The organism is Priestia sp. 10L35 (genome assembly GCF_056395685.1).
Window position 1 is genome coordinate 36,628 of the sequence record NZ_JBFTKA010000015.1, and the last position, 14,723, is coordinate 51,350.

At 38.5% G+C, this 14,723-nt stretch carries 18 protein-coding genes, 11 tRNA genes and 1 rRNA gene; 28 read left to right on the forward strand and 2 right to left on the reverse strand.

Annotated features, from left to right (window positions below; translation table 11 throughout):
* The first annotated feature begins 84 nt into the window (after positions 1 to 84).
* Positions 85 to 1,056, forward strand: coding sequence for a UV DNA damage repair endonuclease UvsE (gene uvsE / locus AC1DEF_RS26815; protein WP_035336061.1), 972 nt, complete (start codon positions 85 to 87; stop codon positions 1,054 to 1,056).
* An 8-nt stretch (positions 1,057 to 1,064) separates the two neighbouring features.
* Here the strand turns inward: uvsE and AC1DEF_RS26820 are convergent, their stop codons facing one another.
* Positions 1,065 to 1,667, reverse strand: a complete 603-nt coding sequence (locus AC1DEF_RS26820) for a rhomboid family intramembrane serine protease (protein ID WP_097825545.1) — start codon at positions 1,665 to 1,667, stop codon at positions 1,065 to 1,067.
* Positions 1,668 to 1,731: 64 nt separating this feature from the next.
* Here AC1DEF_RS26820 and acpS point away from each other — a divergent pair, with 64 nt between their 5' ends.
* The 14 genes from acpS to AC1DEF_RS26890 all read left to right on the forward strand — a co-directional run bounded on the left by acpS (position 1,732) and on the right by AC1DEF_RS26890 (position 12,635).
* Positions 1,732 to 2,097: a holo-ACP synthase gene (gene acpS / locus AC1DEF_RS26825; protein ID WP_043977839.1), complete on the forward strand. Its 366-nt coding sequence runs from the start codon at positions 1,732 to 1,734 to the stop codon at positions 2,095 to 2,097.
* Positions 2,098 to 2,155: 58 nt separating this feature from the next.
* The gene (locus tag AC1DEF_RS26830; RefSeq protein ID WP_013081419.1) at positions 2,156 to 3,214 is read left to right on the forward strand and encodes a LolA family protein; all 1,059 of its coding nucleotides are present in this window, start codon (positions 2,156 to 2,158) and stop codon (positions 3,212 to 3,214) included.
* Between the two features lie 143 nt (positions 3,215 to 3,357).
* Entirely contained in the window at positions 3,358 to 4,518 is a 1,161-nt protein-coding gene (gene alr, locus AC1DEF_RS26835; protein WP_477727657.1) for an alanine racemase, read from the forward strand.
* A gap of 200 nt (positions 4,519 to 4,718) precedes the next feature.
* Positions 4,719 to 5,000, forward strand: a complete 282-nt coding sequence (locus tag AC1DEF_RS26840; protein ID WP_013055003.1) for a CopG family ribbon-helix-helix protein — start codon at positions 4,719 to 4,721, stop codon at positions 4,998 to 5,000.
* Positions 5,001 to 5,004: 4 nt separating this feature from the next.
* Positions 5,005 to 5,355, forward strand: a complete 351-nt coding sequence (ndoA, locus tag AC1DEF_RS26845; RefSeq protein WP_013055004.1) for a type II toxin-antitoxin system endoribonuclease NdoA — start codon at positions 5,005 to 5,007, stop codon at positions 5,353 to 5,355.
* A gap of 157 nt (positions 5,356 to 5,512) precedes the next feature.
* Positions 5,513 to 6,349 carry an RsbT co-antagonist protein RsbRA gene (locus AC1DEF_RS26850; protein ID WP_013055005.1) on the forward strand — a complete coding sequence of 279 codons (837 nt, stop codon included), beginning with the start codon at positions 5,513 to 5,515 and terminating at the stop codon, positions 6,347 to 6,349.
* Between the two features lie 2 nt (positions 6,350 to 6,351).
* The gene (locus AC1DEF_RS26855) at positions 6,352 to 6,708 is read left to right on the forward strand and encodes an STAS domain-containing protein (protein WP_013055006.1); all 357 of its coding nucleotides are present in this window, start codon (positions 6,352 to 6,354) and stop codon (positions 6,706 to 6,708) included.
* Positions 6,709 to 6,711: 3 nt separating this feature from the next.
* Positions 6,712 to 7,113 (forward strand): anti-sigma regulatory factor, encoded by a 402-nt coding sequence (locus tag AC1DEF_RS26860; RefSeq protein ID WP_013055007.1) that lies wholly within the window; start codon positions 6,712 to 6,714, stop codon positions 7,111 to 7,113.
* 13 nt (positions 7,114 to 7,126) lie between these two features.
* Entirely contained in the window at positions 7,127 to 8,137 is a 1,011-nt protein-coding gene (locus tag AC1DEF_RS26865; RefSeq protein WP_013055008.1) for a PP2C family protein-serine/threonine phosphatase, read from the forward strand.
* 59 nt (positions 8,138 to 8,196) lie between these two features.
* Entirely contained in the window at positions 8,197 to 8,529 is a 333-nt protein-coding gene (locus AC1DEF_RS26870; RefSeq protein WP_013055009.1) for an anti-sigma factor antagonist, read from the forward strand.
* Positions 8,526 to 9,011, forward strand: a complete 486-nt coding sequence (gene rsbW, locus AC1DEF_RS26875) for an anti-sigma B factor RsbW (RefSeq protein WP_013055010.1) — start codon at positions 8,526 to 8,528, stop codon at positions 9,009 to 9,011. The genes AC1DEF_RS26870 and rsbW overlap by 4 nt, the downstream gene beginning before the upstream one ends.
* Positions 8,977 to 9,771: an RNA polymerase sigma factor SigB gene (sigB, locus tag AC1DEF_RS26880; RefSeq protein WP_013055011.1), complete on the forward strand. Its 795-nt coding sequence runs from the start codon at positions 8,977 to 8,979 to the stop codon at positions 9,769 to 9,771. Before rsbW ends, sigB begins: the two co-directional genes overlap by 35 nt.
* Positions 9,771 to 10,376, forward strand: coding sequence for a PP2C family serine/threonine-protein phosphatase (locus AC1DEF_RS26885; protein ID WP_057243274.1), 606 nt, complete (start codon positions 9,771 to 9,773; stop codon positions 10,374 to 10,376). The genes sigB and AC1DEF_RS26885 overlap by 1 nt, the downstream gene beginning before the upstream one ends.
* Positions 10,377 to 10,460: 84 nt before the next feature.
* Positions 10,461 to 12,635 carry a Tex family protein gene (locus AC1DEF_RS26890; RefSeq protein WP_477727656.1) on the forward strand — a complete coding sequence of 725 codons (2,175 nt, stop codon included), beginning with the start codon at positions 10,461 to 10,463 and terminating at the stop codon, positions 12,633 to 12,635.
* Between the two features lie 56 nt (positions 12,636 to 12,691).
* Here AC1DEF_RS26890 and cmpA read toward each other — a convergent pair whose 3' ends face one another.
* Positions 12,692 to 12,808, reverse strand: a complete 117-nt coding sequence (cmpA, locus tag AC1DEF_RS26895) for a cortex morphogenetic protein CmpA (protein ID WP_013055014.1) — start codon at positions 12,806 to 12,808, stop codon at positions 12,692 to 12,694.
* A 109-nt stretch (positions 12,809 to 12,917) separates the two neighbouring features.
* Between cmpA and AC1DEF_RS26900 the strand changes: the two genes are divergently transcribed.
* The 13 genes from AC1DEF_RS26900 to AC1DEF_RS26960 form a co-directional block, all read left to right on the forward strand.
* Positions 12,918 to 13,367 (forward strand): SprT family protein, encoded by a 450-nt coding sequence (locus AC1DEF_RS26900; protein WP_097825542.1) that lies wholly within the window; start codon positions 12,918 to 12,920, stop codon positions 13,365 to 13,367.
* A gap of 134 nt (positions 13,368 to 13,501) precedes the next feature.
* A tRNA-Asn gene (locus AC1DEF_RS26905) sits at positions 13,502 to 13,576 on the forward strand.
* A 3-nt stretch (positions 13,577 to 13,579) separates the two neighbouring features.
* Positions 13,580 to 13,670, forward strand: a tRNA-Ser gene (locus AC1DEF_RS26910).
* Positions 13,671 to 13,679: 9 nt separating this feature from the next.
* Positions 13,680 to 13,754: transfer RNA gene (locus AC1DEF_RS26915), tRNA-Glu, on the forward strand.
* A 24-nt stretch (positions 13,755 to 13,778) separates the two neighbouring features.
* A tRNA-Val gene (locus AC1DEF_RS26920) sits at positions 13,779 to 13,854 on the forward strand.
* Positions 13,855 to 13,882: 28 nt separating this feature from the next.
* A tRNA-Asp gene (locus AC1DEF_RS26925) sits at positions 13,883 to 13,958 on the forward strand.
* A gap of 10 nt (positions 13,959 to 13,968) precedes the next feature.
* Positions 13,969 to 14,043 (forward strand) — tRNA-Gln (locus AC1DEF_RS26930).
* 4 nt (positions 14,044 to 14,047) lie between these two features.
* Positions 14,048 to 14,120 (forward strand) — tRNA-Lys (locus AC1DEF_RS26935).
* A gap of 12 nt (positions 14,121 to 14,132) precedes the next feature.
* Positions 14,133 to 14,215 (forward strand) — tRNA-Leu (locus AC1DEF_RS26940).
* A gap of 22 nt (positions 14,216 to 14,237) precedes the next feature.
* A tRNA-Leu gene (locus AC1DEF_RS26945) sits at positions 14,238 to 14,323 on the forward strand.
* A 90-nt stretch (positions 14,324 to 14,413) separates the two neighbouring features.
* Positions 14,414 to 14,490 (forward strand) — tRNA-Arg (locus tag AC1DEF_RS26950).
* Positions 14,491 to 14,494: 4 nt separating this feature from the next.
* Positions 14,495 to 14,568 (forward strand) — tRNA-Gly (locus AC1DEF_RS26955).
* Positions 14,569 to 14,649: 81 nt separating this feature from the next.
* Positions 14,650 to 14,723, forward strand: a 16S ribosomal RNA gene (locus tag AC1DEF_RS26960); the annotation flags it as partial.

Below are 14,723 nucleotides of genomic sequence, written 5' to 3' on the forward strand. Positions count from 1 at the left end.
GCCTTAACAGGCTCGTTTTTTTTATGTGTTAATTGCTATTTTATTGGTGCACACTATGAGTAAAATAAAATGGGGTGTTCACTGATGTCGACCATTGTTCGGTTAGGTTATGTGGCGATGAGCGTTCATTTGGAAAATAGTTCTCCTTCTCAAACAATGACTTTTGCACAATTTCAGCGTGTGAAAGACCATGAAGCGGCCATTCGCAAGCTCGAACGTATTGCAATATCCAACTTAGAAAACTGCTTACGTTTATTAAAACATAATGCGTGGAGTGAAATTGAGTTTTTTCGATTCAGTTCTAAGTTAATTCCATTAGCTAACCATGAGGCGCTAAAAGAGTGGAACTACATAGCTCCTTTAAAGGATGCTCTTCAGCGTATTTCTGTATTTTTGAAGGAACATCCAATGCGAGTAGATTTTCACCCGGATCATTTTGTTGTTTTAAACTCAACGGATAAAGAGGTTTTTAAGCATTCTATCCAAACTCTTCGCATGCATCAAAAGTTGCTAAAAGGAATGGATATTCCGCTTCAAAATCGCTGTGTTTTACATGTCGGAGGGGCTTATAATGATAAAGAAAAAGCATTGGAGCAGTTTATTCATAATTGGGGGCTTGTACCTCAATCCCTTCAGCAAATGATTATGTTAGAAAACGACGATACAACCTTTCATATAAAGGACGTCTTGTATTTATGTGAAAAACTAAATGTCCCAATCATTTTTGATCTTCATCATCATCAGGCAAACAACGATGAAACTTCATGGCAAGAGCATTGGGACCGTATCACTAGAACGTGGGAACAGGAAACGCTTCCTCTAAAAATGCATATATCTAGTCCTAAAAGTGATAAAGAATTTAGAGCCCATGCAGATTATATCGATGTTCATGGGTTTTACAGCTTTTTAAAAGAAGTAAATGGAACGATACCGCAAATTGATTGCATGATTGAAGCTAAGAAAAAAGATGAAGCGCTCTTTCAGTTAGTAAGAGACTTGAAGTCTTATGAAGATGTGGAATTTATTAACTCATCCACTTTTTATATTAAATCTTAAAGCAGGCCTCATATCTGTGGCTTGTTTTTCTGTTTGAACGCGAGAAAAGCGAGAAGAAATCCAGCAATACCTCCAACGAAATGAGCTGTGTTGTTGGTTCCTGGCGTTAGCAGACCTGAAAGTAATCCAATAATTAAGAAGACGATAATGATTTGCTGGTTACTTTGAGAAAGCATATGTTTTTGTTTTATTACAAGGTAGAGGTAAAACCCGAGCAGCCCGAAAATGGCACCGGATGCACCCACATGGCTGTAGAAAGAAGATTGGGTTAGAAATGTAACGATATTTCCAAGAAATCCACACGTAAGGTAGAATAGAAGAAACTTATAAGAAGAAAGAATACGCTCAGCACCTGGCCCTAACAAGAACAATGAAAATGAGTTAAAAAGAAGGTGTGAAAAGCTTAGATGCAAAAAGATAGGTGTGAAAAGTCGCCAGTAGTCTCCTTGAGAAATTAAGCTATTCACACCGATAAGCTGATGTATAAAAGATTCTGCAAGGTTTGAGGGAAGAGCGGCAAGTAACCATAGCGCAATGTGAATGCAGATAAGCGTGAAGGTAACAGGGTAAAAACGTTTAAATTCAGCTGCATTTTCTGTGCGTACGAACATATTTGTCACTCCTTTTTATAAAGGCATTTTTATATACTATTCTGTAAGAGAGGATTAAATGAAAATGATTATAGGAACTGGAATTGATATTACAGAGTTAGAGCGGATTGAAAAAATGGTGCAGCGTCAAAGTGCTTTTGTTACTCGGATTTTAACAAAAAATGAAAAAGAACGCTATGAAAAGCTATCAAGCCGACGTAAGGTCGAATTTTTAGCAGGGAGATTTGCTGTGAAGGAAGCATATTCGAAAGCTCTTGGAACAGGAATAGGAAAAGATTTCAGCTTCCAAGATATCGAAATCGTGAATGATGAAAGAGGAAAGCCCCACATTGTTACAAAACAACCACTGGACGCGTCCATACACGTATCTATTTCCCACAGTGCGCACTATGCGATTGCTCAAGTAATTATTGAACGCTTGTCAAGCTAGTCTGCATATTCACTATTTCTTGTTCATATATTCATAGTGTGGATAGGGGAGACAAGATATGTTCTTGCTTCTCCGTTTAGCTGTGAATATACGAAATAAAGGAGTTGGGGAAATGCATAAAAAATGGATTGGCTTATTTGTTTGCGCCTTTTTTCTCTTAGCCTTATCAGCATGCGGTGAAAAAAGTCAGCAGGATGTAACAGATGCATTGGATGCCAAGGTACAAGAAATGGCGGGGTATAAATCAGATGCTAAGATGACATTGAATACAGGGAAAGATGCTCAAGTATACGATGTAGAGATTTGGCATAGTAAGCCTATGTATTATCGAGTGAATTTGAAAAATACAAAGAAAGATCAAAGCCAAATGATTTTGCGTAATGATGAAGGGGTTTTTGTTTTAACGCCCGCCTTAAATAAAAGCTTTCGTTTTCAAAGTGACTGGCCGCAAAATAGCAGTCAAGCTTATTTGTATGAATCCCTTGTCCAAGATATTGTGAAGGATGAAAAGGCAAGTTTTAAATCAACAAATAAGCATTATATTTTTGAAACAAAAACCAACTATCAAAATAGTACGATGCTTCCTAAACAAGAAATTACGCTGAACAAAAGTGATTTAGCGCCTGTTTCGGTTAAAATTATGGATACGGATAACAAAGTGTTAATAAAAGTTGATTTCTCTAAGGTGAAATTCGATTCTAAGTTTGATAAAGGGGCTTTTGATACAAAAAGAAACATGACAAGTGCAAAGATTGACGTTCCGACATTAGCTCAGCAGAAATCATTTAGCGTCCTTTATCCTAAGGATGTTCCAAAAGGTACAAAGCTGTCCAAGGAAAAGAAAATTGAGACGGAAAATGGCGAGAGAGTCGTTTTAATGTACAAAGGAGAAAAGCCGTTTACGCTTGTACAAGAAAAAGCGCAAGTAGCTAAAACAGCAACATCTACAGTTACTGCCGGAGAGCCATTTGATTTAGGTTTTACTGTGGGAGCTTTAACGGATAAAAGTCTATCTTGGACATATAATGGAGTAGACTTTATGCTGGCTTCTGATCAGCTAACACCAGATGAATTGAGTACAGTTGCTAGATCTGTGCAAAGTCAGATGGGAAAATAAGAGAAGCTTACAAGCCTGCATATATGTAGGCTTGTTCTTGCGTAATTTGAATAAAGATCGAGATGAAGTTTGACTATAGATGTATTATACTAACAGAGGAAAGTACGTTTAGAATGGTTCTGAAAAAAGGAAGTGTCGTAGTAATGGATGCATTTTATAGAGAAACATGGGCAGAAATTGATGTAGAAGCCATTTTTCAAAATGTGAATCATGTAAGAGAACTGATACCGGGGCATAAAACGTTAATGGCCGTAGTGAAGGCGAATGCGTACGGGCATGGAGATAAAGAAGTAGCAGAGATTGCGCTTCAAGCTGGTGCTGATATGCTAGCTGTAGCTTTTTTGGATGAAGCTATTGCTCTTCGGAAAAAAGGAATAAAGGAATCCATTTTAGTATTAGGCGCCGTGCCTACCCTACACATTCAAACTGCATTGGAGTGGGATGTAACGGTCACTGCTTATAGCAAAGCTTGGATTGAAGAAGCGGCGTCCATTCTAGGTGAAAACAGTCAGCTGCATATGCATTTAAAAATAGATACAGGCATGGGTCGCTTGGGAGTTAGAACAAAAGAAGAATTACACGAAACAATGAAGATCATCGCTTCTAATTCGGGATTCGTGCTGGATGGAGTGTTTACACACTTTGCAACAGCAGATGAGCTAAACTCGACTTATTTTGAAGAACAATACACATTCTTTGAAGAAATGGTTCGAATTGTGAAAGAATATAATTTTACACCTCCGATGATTCACTGTGCAAATAGCGCAGCCTTGCTTCGTCGTCCGAAAGATATCTTTAATGGCGTACGCTTAGGTATCTCTATGTATGGCTTGAGTCCTTCTGAGGAATTAAAAGAAGTCTTGCCAATTCCGTTAAAACAAGCTTTTTCGCTGCACAGCCGTATTGTGCATGTTAAAAAAGTCAAAAAAGGGAGTCATATCAGTTACGGAGCTACTTATGAAGCTAAAGAAGATGAATGGATTGCTACTATTCCAGTAGGATACGCAGACGGCTGGATTCGTAAATTAAGCAATTTTGAAGTATTAGTAGATGGAGTTAAAGTGCCAATTGTTGGTAGAATCTGCATGGATCAACTGATGATTAAATTACCTAAAATGTATAAAATGGGTACAAAAGTAACATTTATTGGAAAACAAAAAGGTGCTGAAATTACAATTGATGAAGTAGCGAAGCATCTTGAAACAATTAATTATGAAATCCCTTGCATGGTTGCAGCAAGGGTTCCGAGGGTTTATACAAGAGATTTGCAGCACATTGATGTTAATAATTATATCTTGCGCTGAATATACATCTTCCTGAGTCAACATAAAAAGTCTGCGAACACAAGACAATAAAATAATAACTTCCATGCATAAAAGAGGGTATCAATTGACGATAATAGTGTAGAAATTGACAGAATTAACTTTCCATTAAAGCTAATCAATGTTATGATAAGGAAAGATGAGACTATTGGTGTGTGTATTGATGTTGGAGGTGTATGTTTGTGTCTGAAGCGAGCGCAACTACAGAAATCCTAGTAAGATTACCGAAAAATTTAGTATCGGAGCTCGATCTTATGGTTAAACAAGAAAATGGCAACCGAAGTGATTTTATTCACCAAGCAACAAAATTGTACCTTCGTGAGCGAAAAAAACGCCATATTCGCGAATCAATGAGACGTGGATATATGGAGATGGCAAAGATAAACTTAAATATTGCTTCCGAGGCTTTTCTAGCAGAGTATGAAGCTGATCATACTGTGGATCGTTTAGTAAGCGGGGGGTAATGACTTGGTAGTCAAACGTGGCGACGTTTATTTTGCTGACCTATCTCCTGTTGTTGGCTCAGAACAAGGAGGCGTTCGCCCTGTACTTGTCATTCAAAATGATATAGGCAATCGTTTTAGCCCAACTGTTATTGTAGCTGCGATCACTGCTCAAATTCAAAAGGCAAAGTTACCTACGCATGTTGAAATTGATGCAAAGCGCTATGGATTTGAGCGAGATTCAGTTATTTTACTAGAACAAATTCGTACTATTGATAAACAGAGGCTAACAGACAAGATTACCCATTTAGATGATGAAATGATGGACAGAGTGGATGAAGCCTTGCAAATCAGTGTAGGACTTATCGACTTTTAGAATTATACTTCCATTTATGCTAAGTTGCTCCTTTATGAGCAACTTTTTTAATTTGACTAGGAATAATCAGTAAACGTATATTGTAATAAGAAACCTTTTAAAAATGATAATATATATATAGATATAAATGAGTGTATTGACTCACAAGGAGGACCTCATGAATCAAGATTTATTCAATTATATACAAAATCATAAATCAGAAATTTTTGATCGATGGCTAGTGTTAATGAATGATGTGGAAACAGAGCGCATTAAAAACATTGTATCCGAGCAAGTGTACGTAAATGTAAGCTCTGATTTTGTAAATTTACTTTTGGCAAAAGCATTCCGTGATCAGGAAAATTTTGCAGAGGAACTAGAGGAAGTAGTAGGACGAGTTGTGAGTTTAGGATGGCCTCTTGCTTATTTAACACAGGGTGTACGTAACTTGGGTCACGTAGTGGTCGAAGGGTATGTAAACAGTGAACATGTAAAGGCTGACCAAACTCATTCTGAATTATTCTATCGGTTTGACAAGTGGTTAAGCCCTATTTATAACAAAATAGTAGAACAATACTCCAACTCGTGGGAAAATACAGTTATGTTGCAAAAAGTTGCACTTCAAGAATTGTCTGCTCCATTAATACCGGTATTTGATAAAATTACAGTAATGCCGCTTGTAGGAACAATTGACACTGATCGTGCAAAGAAAATTATGGAAAACTTACTGCAAGGTGTCGTAAAGCACCGATCAGAGGTCGTATTAATAGATATTACCGGAGTACCAGTAGTGGATACGATGGTTGCCCATCATATCATTCAAGCTGCTGAAGCCGTACGTTTGGTTGGAGCCAAGTGTTTGTTAGTAGGAATTCGTCCGGAAATTGCTCAGACTATTGTGAACTTAGGTATTAACTTAAACGAAATTATTACGAAAAATTCATTAAAAAAAGGCGTAGAGTTTGCGTTAGAAATGACTGAGCGGAAAATAGTTGATATAGAATCGGAGGAATAAACGTGAGAATACCCATTTTGAAATTGTACGACTATTTATTGGTATCCATTCAATGGGAGCTGGATGATCAAACGGCTATTCAATTCCAAGAAGATTTGCTAAGTAAAATTCATCAAACTGGAGCAAAAGGAGTGGTAATCGATTTAACTTCAATTGATATGATCGATTCATTCATCGCAAAAGTTTTAGGTGACGTGGTTAGCATGTCTAATTTGATGGGGGCTAGAGTAGTATTAACAGGTATCCAGCCTGCAGTAGCTATTACACTTGTTGAGTTAGGGATTGGCCTAAATGATGTTCTTACTGCACTCGATTTAGAAAAAGGTCTTGAGAAACTCCAATCGGAATTGGGGGATTAGTATATGGAATTCCAATCCAGCGTAAAAATCGTAACAGAATGGGACATCGTAGCGGCACGCCAATTAGGTAGAAATGTGTCGAAAGAGCTAGGGTTTGGAACAGTTGACCAAGCTCGTATTACAACCGCCATTTCTGAATTAGCTCGTAATATTTACCTATATGCGGGTAAGGGTCAAATCTATATTGAGAAATTAAATCGTGGAGGAAAAAACGGTCTTCTTGTCGTAGCAACAGATGAAGGGCCAGGTATCCCCGACGTTCGCAAAGTAATGGAAGATGGATACTCAACATCGGGTGGACTAGGAGCTGGGCTTCCTGGGGTAAAACGATTGATGGATGAGTTTGACATCGAAACAAATGTCGGAGAAGGTACTGAGATTAAAGCAGTTAAGTGGCTCCGGTAGGAGGAAATAGATAATGTCTTTTGATAAAGAGATGAGAGATTTATACAAAGATATTTTGGGGAACTATATCCAAACACAAAATGAACAAATTTTGTATCAAGGACAAAAACTAAGTAGAAAATCTTTAGAGAATGAAATATCGCCAGAAGATATTGTGAGCATTCATAAAGAAGTGATTGAAGAAATTTATTCTGATATTCCAGAAAAAGTGCTGCATTCTCTGGACTTTTTACTTGAGGTAATGATTAGCTACGGTCTTGCTCTTCGTGAGCATCAAACATTAAAAAATAAGCAGCGGGAACTTCGTTCTGAAATTGAAGTTGCCGCTAACGTCCAGCAGACGCTGTTGGGGACAAAGGTTCCGGCTAGTTCAACTTTAGAAATTGGTGCGATTAGCGTACCGGCTAAACAGATGAACGGAGATTATTTTCACTTTGTAGAAGAAGAGCACGGCGGGTTAAGTATTGCCATTGCCGATGTGATCGGAAAAGGAATTCCAGCTGCAATGTGTATGTCTATGATCAAGTATGCAATGGACAGCTTACCGGACTCAAGAAAAAATCCAAGTTATGTATTAGAGAACTTGAACAATATTGTAGAGCGAAACGTAGATCCAAGTATGTTTATTACGATGTTCTACGGAAGCTATAATCCCGAGACAAACTTATTTGATTATGCATCTGCAGGGCATGAACCAGGTTTTTATTATGATGCCAAAGCTGATTCATTTGAAGATTTGGAAGCAAAAGGGCTCGTGCTAGGAGTCGATCGCCATGTGAAATATCTTCAGTACGAGCAGCAGCTTTCAAAAGGCGATATGATTGTTCTGTTAACAGATGGCGTAACAGAATGCAGAACTGAAGAAGGATTTATTGAAAGATTGGACATCATAAAATTAATTCGAAAATACATGCATTTGTCTCCTCAAGAAATTGTAGAATCTGTATATAAAGAGCTGGAAAAATTACAGCATTTTCAATTGAGGGATGACTTTACATTGATTATTTTGAAGAGTTTAGTTTAAGTATTCTAAATAAGGGTACAGAAAAGATAGCACAAAATTAGAGGGGGTCTACTAATACGATGAATTTAAAAATAGATATACAAAAGGACGGTCAAGCATATCGTATTAAGCTGGCTGGAGAGATTGACGCATATACAGCACCTAAGCTAAAAGAAAAGTTCATGGAAATTACTGAACATACCGAACCAGAAATTATAGTCGATTTAACCGATGTATCATACATGGATAGTACAGGACTAGGTGTATTTATTGCATTGTTAAAAGCCAATAAGAAAAATAACGGCTCTTTGAAATTTGTTGGTGTATCAGAGCGCATCAAGCGCTTATTTGATATTACGGGCCTCACAGACATTTTAAACGTGAATTCACAAGTAGAAGGTGGCGTAAAATGAAACAGCCTTATGACTTTGTTGAGATGAAGATTCCTGCTAAGCCAGACTACGTAGCGATTATTCGACTGACGCTGTCTGGTGTAGCGAACCGGATGGGTTTTTCTTATGATGAAATTGAAGATATGAAAATTGCTGTGAGTGAGGCATGTACAAATGCCGTACAGCATGCTTACAAGAATGAAGAAAATGGTGAAGTGAGAGTAGGTTTTGGTTTATTTGATGACCGTTTAGAAATCATGGTGGTCGATAAAGGTGAAAGCTTTAATTTTGAAGAGCTTAAGGAACATATAGGACCTTATGAAACATCAAAAGAAGTTGAATTTCTTCCTGAAGGTGGACTTGGTTTATATTTAATTGAAACACTAATGGACGAAGTGAAAATGGTCAATTCAAAAGGTGTAACGCTAATGATGACTAAGTATGTGCAAAGAGAGCAGGTGGAGAGTGATGAAAACACAGTCTCAACCTATGAAATTAACTAAAGAACAGGTTCAGGAACGAATTGAGCGCTTTCAAAAAACGCAGGATGAAGAAGCACAAAGTGATCTAGTAGTACATTACAAGAACCTTGTTGAATCTATTGCACGTCGCTATTCAAAAGGCAGAAGCCTACATGAAGATATTGTGCAGGTAGGGATGCTAGGACTGTTAGGAGCTATTAGAAGGTATGATGCTTCATTTGGAAGAAGCTTTGAATCGTTTGCTGTTCCTACAATCATTGGAGAGATTAAGCGATTTTTACGCGATAAAACGTGGAGTGTTCACGTACCGCGCCGCATCAAAGAATTAGGTCCTAAAATTAAAGCAGCTGTCGAAGAGCTAACAACCCGTTTACAGCGATCTCCTCAAGTGAAAGAAATTGCTGATCATATCGGAGTGACAGAGGAAGAAATTTTAGAAACAATGGAGATGGGGCAAAGTTATCAAGCGTTGTCTGTTGATCATTCCATTGAAGCAGACTCTGATGGAAGTACTGTTACAATCCTTGATTTAGTAGGTGAACAAGAGTCGGGTTATGAGAAAACTGATCAGCGCTTAGTGTTAGAAAAGATTCTTCATGTATTAAGCGATAGAGAAAAAGAAGTGATTCGCTATACATTTATTGAAAATCTGAGTCAAAAAGATGCCGGTGAGAAGTTAGGGATTTCTCAAATGCATGTATCTCGACTGCAAAGAAGAGCTCTTGATAAGCTAAGGACTGCAGCTCGCTCAGATTCTAACGATTCGGAGTATATGTCGTGATGACAGTAGACCCTAATACAAAGTTGATTCAAACTCATATATACCAAGAGCCAAAGCAAGGGAACTTATGTTGTGGAGATAGTTACTATGTCAAAGAAACGGATGACTATTTTCTATGTGCAGTGGCAGATGGATTAGGAAGCGGTGAACAAGCTAGAGCCGCTTCTGTAGCTGTTACGGATGTAGCGAAAGCTCATCATCATCTAGATGTGGATGAGATCATTTCTAAGTGTAACAAAGCTACTCGACATACAAGAGGTGCGGCAGTAGCTATTTTGAAAATTGATAAAAAACATAACGAATTTCATTATACAAATGTAGGTAATATCCGCTTTTATCTGTATTCTCCGGAGGGAAAATTAACGTACCCTCTACCAATTCAAGGTTTTTTATCAGGGAAAATTCAAAAGTTCCGCACACAAACCTTCCCATATGACTCCGGTTCTAAATTTTTGATTCATACAGATGGCTTAGAATTAAAAGAGATTAAATCTGTTTTTGCTAACTCGATGAATGTAGATCAATTGTCGACACGGCTACAGGCAGCAATTCGATCTCATAATGACGATATTACGTATATCGCTGGTCATCTTCCAACTGCATAGCCTTTCTTTTTAGCTCACATGTGTTATTGCATGTGAGTTTTGTTACAATAAAGACAAAGTTTCATTTAGCTAGGAGGATAAGCTGTGTCTGTTGCAACGAAATTAGATAATCAAATTGTTCAACGTGTAAGTAAAGAGGTGGAGATTTCACAAAAGCAAGTACAAAACGTAATTGCTTTAGTAGAAGACGGTAATACAGTTCCCTTTATTGCTCGATATAGAAAAGAACAAACTGGTGCTTTGGATGAAGTCCAAATCCGGAATATTTTAGATTCCTGGAACTACTTAATGAATTTAGAGGAGCGTAAAGAGGAAGTTCTTCGATTAATTGAAGAGCAAGGGAAATTAACTGAGGCACTGGCTGCTCAAATTCATCAAGCGAAGAAATTGCAGCAAGTAGAAGATTTATACCGCCCTTTTAAGCAAAAACGACGTACAAAAGCAACTGTAGCAAAAGAAAAAGGTCTTGAACCATTAGCACAGGGGTTACTAAGTTTTCCACGTTCCGACGTGAAGAACGAAGCGAAAACATACATAAATGAAGAAGCGGGAGTTCAATCTTCTGAAGAAGCTATTCAGGGAGCCCTAGACATTGTAGCGGAACAAATTTCTGACGAAGCATCTTACCGTCAATGGATTCGTACGACTACTGTAAAAGATGGCATAATTGTTACTTCAGTCAAAGATCCCGAAAAAGATGAAAAAAATATCTATGAAATGTACTATGAATATACAGAAGCGGTAAAGCGAATCGTTCCTCATCGTATCTTAGCCATGAATAGAGGAGAAAAAGACAGTATTTTAAAAGTGAGTATTGATGCGCCTACAGATCGTATTCTTTCATATTTACATAAACAAGTAATCAAAAAAAGGGATTCTTCAGCTGAAAGTTATATCATCTCAGCTATAGAAGATGCTTATAAACGCTTAATAGAACCATCTATTGAACGCGAAATCCGTAAAGAGCTATCAGAAAAAGCCGAAGAAAGAGCCATTCACATCTTTTCTGAAAACTTACGGAAACTTCTTCTCCAACCTCCATTGAAAGGGAAAGTGGTATTAGGAGTAGATCCAGCTTTTCGAACAGGCTGCAAATTAGCTGTAGTAGATGAAACAGGCAAGGTATTAAAAATTGATGTTATTTATCCACATCCTCCTGTGAGAAAAGCAGCTGAAGCGCAAAATAAATTAAAGAAAATGTTCGCTGAATACCCTATTGAAGTAGTAGCCATTGGAAACGGAACGGCATCTCGCGAAACGGAGCAATTTGTAGCGGATGTTCTTAAAGAAATTGAAAACCCAGTTTATTATTTGATTGTGAATGAAGCGGGAGCAAGCGTATATTCGGCTTCTGATGTTGCTAGAGAGGAATTTCCTGATTTTCAAGTAGAAGAGCGAAGCGCTGTATCGATTGCCAGAAGGCTGCAAGATCCGCTGGCTGAACTTGTGAAAATCGATCCTAAGTCGGTAGGAGTAGGGCAGTATCAGCATGATGTGTCTCAAAAGCAATTAAATGATTCACTGACTTTTATTGTAGAGACAGTAGTAAATCAGGTAGGAGTAAATGCAAACACGGCTTCTGCTTCGCTTCTACAATACGTTGCTGGTCTAAATAAGACAGTTGCTCAAAACATTGTAAAATATCGGGATGAAAACGGAAAATTCTCTAACCGAAAACAGCTGAAGAAAATTCCGCGTCTAGGTGCTAAAACGTATGAGCAGTGTATTGGGTTTTTACGTATTATAGAAGGTGAAGAACCTTTAGACAGAACGGGTATCCATCCTGAAACATATGGAGACGTTAAAAAGCTTTTAAAGAAAGCTGAAGTGAAAGAGACTGAGCTTGGAACGGAGAAAGTAAAAGAAGCATTAAAACATATTTCTTTACCCGAAATATCAGAAGAGCTAAGTATAGGGGAGCTTACTTTAAAAGACATTATAGAAGCGCTCGTAAGACCGGAAAGAGATCCTCGTGATGAACTGCCAAAACCTTTGCTCCGTCAGGATATTTTGAAGCTAGAGGATCTTGCCAAAGGTATTCAGCTTGAAGGTACTGTGCGAAACGTCGTAGACTTCGGAGCGTTCATCGATATAGGAGTTAAGCAAGACGGTCTAGTCCATATTTCTAAATTAACGAATCGGTACGTTAAGCACCCCCTCGATGTCGTTTCAGTAGGAGATTTGGTGAATGTGTGGGTAGAAGACGTAGATATGAAAAAAGGAAGAGTCGCATTGACGATGATTCCGCCCCATCAATAATAAAATTGCCTTTTCAGATTTTCTGAAAAGGCAATTTTATTTTTAAAAAGAAGTGATTAAGAAGCGGAGTTATTTTTTTGATAAAAAAACCAACATTGATTGAGCAATTTTATTTGTGCACGGTCTTTTTCAGAATAAGCGCGCCTCATTTGTTTTTGTAGCCACATTGGCATAAGGACAATCACTCCTTTTCATTTATGATAAGGTAAATAGTGAGTATGTAATGAAGTGTATGCCCAAAGAGCTAGTCAGGTGATTTCATACAGTAGAGGAGTATATAAGATGAATGATAAGGATTTACAAATACTTGTAGAAGAAATTTCATTGAAGCTGTTTCACAAACCATTTCGTCATGAAGCCACTTTTAATCCTCGTTTACGTACGACAGGTGGAAGGTATTTATTACGTACATCTAATATAGAAGTAAACTACAAATATTTTGAACAATATGGCACACAAGAAATAGTAGCAATCATTAAACATGAGCTCTGTCACTATCATTTACATATTGAGGGGAAAGGGTATAAGCATGGAGATCAAGACTTTAAAAGCCTAATGAAAGAAGTAGGGGCCCCCCGATTTTGTCAGGCATTGAAAAAAGAAAGTGATGGAAAGAAAAAAGAGCACATATATGTATGTATGCAGTGCGAGCAAAAATATGTTCGAAAAAGAAAAGTGAACACGGTTAAATATGTTTGTGGAAAGTGTAAAGGTAAATTAAAAAAAATGTAGAAGATGCTTGACTAAAATAGATTGATTATGATAAATTAATAAAGCCGTCTCAAATAAACGGCAAATAAATTACAAAAACTTATTGACATTACATACAATGTCGATTACAATGTAAGAAGTCTGATAAATATTATTCCACAGTAGCTCAGTGGTAGAGCTATCGGCTGTTAACCGATCGGTCGTAGGTTCGAGTCCTACCTGTGGAGCCATATGGAGAAGTACTCAAGTGGCTGAAGAGGCGCCCCTGCTAAGGGTGTAGGTCGTGTAAGCGGCGCGAGGGTTCAAATCCCTCCTTCTCCGCCATTTTATAATGGCCCGTTGGTCAAGCGGTTAAGACACCGCCCTTTCACGGCGGTAACACGGGTTCGAATCCCGTACGGGTCACCATTGATTTTCATTTACATATTCTGTGGAGGATTAGCTCAGCTGGGAGAGCACCTGCCTTACAAGCAGGGGGTCGGCGGTTCGATCCCGTCATCCTCCACCATTTGACTGTTTTATACATAATTTTGGATGGTCCCGTGGTGTAGCGGTTAACATGCCTGCCTGTCACGCAGGAGATCGCGGGTTCGATTCCCGTCGGGACCGCCATTTAAATTATTGGGCTATCGCCAAGCGGTAAGGCAACGGATTTTGATTCCGTCATGCGTTGGTTCGAATCCAGCTAGCCCAGCCATAAAGAGCCATTAGCTCAGTTGGTAGAGCATCTGACTTTTAATCAGAGGGTCGAAGGTTCGAGTCCTTCATGGCTCATTTTCATTTCTTGCGGGTGTGGCGGAATTGGCAGACGCGCTAGACTTAGGATCTAGTGTCTTTACGACGTGGGGGTTCAAGTCCCTTCACCCGCATCTTATTCATTTTATGTATTTAGCGGTCGTGGCGGAATGGCAGACGCGCTAGGTTGAGGGCCTAGTGGGGGCGACCCCGTGGAGGTTCAAGTCCTCTCGGCCGCACCAAAAAAACTTTTTAAAAAAGTGTTGACATAAGAAAATAGAAATGATATTATAATAAAGTCGCCAAAACAACGGCGGTAAACATCATAAGAAGCGCCCGTAGCTCAATTGGATAGAGCGTTTGACTACGGATCAAAAGGTTAGGGGTTCGACTCCTCTCGGGCGCGCCATATTGCGGGTGTAGTTTAGTGGTAAAACCTCAGCCTTCCAAGCTGATGTCGTGAGTTCGATTCTCATCACCCGCTCCAAATATATTGAACTTTGAAAACTGAACAAAGCGACAAACGTCAACGTTAAATTTTATTTTTTAATTGAGCAAGTCAAACATTTCTTCGGAGAGTTTGATCCTGGCTCAGGATGAACGCTGGCGGCGTGCCTAATACATGCAAGTCGAGCGAACTGA

Excerpts from the sequence above, each read along its gene's own strand:
- uvsE (WP_035336061.1), top strand. The coding sequence starts at position 85 with ATGTCGACCATTGTTCGGTTAGGTTATGTGGCGATGAGCGTTCATTTG.
- AC1DEF_RS26820 (WP_097825545.1), bottom strand. The coding sequence starts at position 1,667 with ATGTTCGTACGCACAGAAAATGCAGCTGAATTTAAACGTTTTTACCCT.
- acpS (WP_043977839.1), top strand. The coding sequence starts at position 1,732 with ATGATTATAGGAACTGGAATTGATATTACAGAGTTAGAGCGGATTGAA.
- AC1DEF_RS26830 (WP_013081419.1), top strand. The coding sequence starts at position 2,156 with ATGTTCTTGCTTCTCCGTTTAGCTGTGAATATACGAAATAAAGGAGTT.
- alr (WP_477727657.1), top strand. The coding sequence starts at position 3,358 with ATGGATGCATTTTATAGAGAAACATGGGCAGAAATTGATGTAGAAGCC.
- AC1DEF_RS26850 (WP_013055005.1), top strand. The coding sequence starts at position 5,513 with ATGAATCAAGATTTATTCAATTATATACAAAATCATAAATCAGAAATT.
- AC1DEF_RS26860 (WP_013055007.1), top strand. The coding sequence starts at position 6,712 with ATGGAATTCCAATCCAGCGTAAAAATCGTAACAGAATGGGACATCGTA.
- AC1DEF_RS26865 (WP_013055008.1), top strand. The coding sequence starts at position 7,127 with ATGTCTTTTGATAAAGAGATGAGAGATTTATACAAAGATATTTTGGGG.
- AC1DEF_RS26870 (WP_013055009.1), top strand. The coding sequence starts at position 8,197 with ATGAATTTAAAAATAGATATACAAAAGGACGGTCAAGCATATCGTATT.
- rsbW (WP_013055010.1), top strand. The coding sequence starts at position 8,526 with ATGAAACAGCCTTATGACTTTGTTGAGATGAAGATTCCTGCTAAGCCA.
- sigB (WP_013055011.1), top strand. The coding sequence starts at position 8,977 with ATGAAAACACAGTCTCAACCTATGAAATTAACTAAAGAACAGGTTCAG.
- AC1DEF_RS26885 (WP_057243274.1), top strand. The coding sequence starts at position 9,771 with ATGACAGTAGACCCTAATACAAAGTTGATTCAAACTCATATATACCAA.
- cmpA (WP_013055014.1), bottom strand. The coding sequence starts at position 12,808 with ATGCCAATGTGGCTACAAAAACAAATGAGGCGCGCTTATTCTGAAAAA.
- AC1DEF_RS26900 (WP_097825542.1), top strand. The coding sequence starts at position 12,918 with ATGAATGATAAGGATTTACAAATACTTGTAGAAGAAATTTCATTGAAG.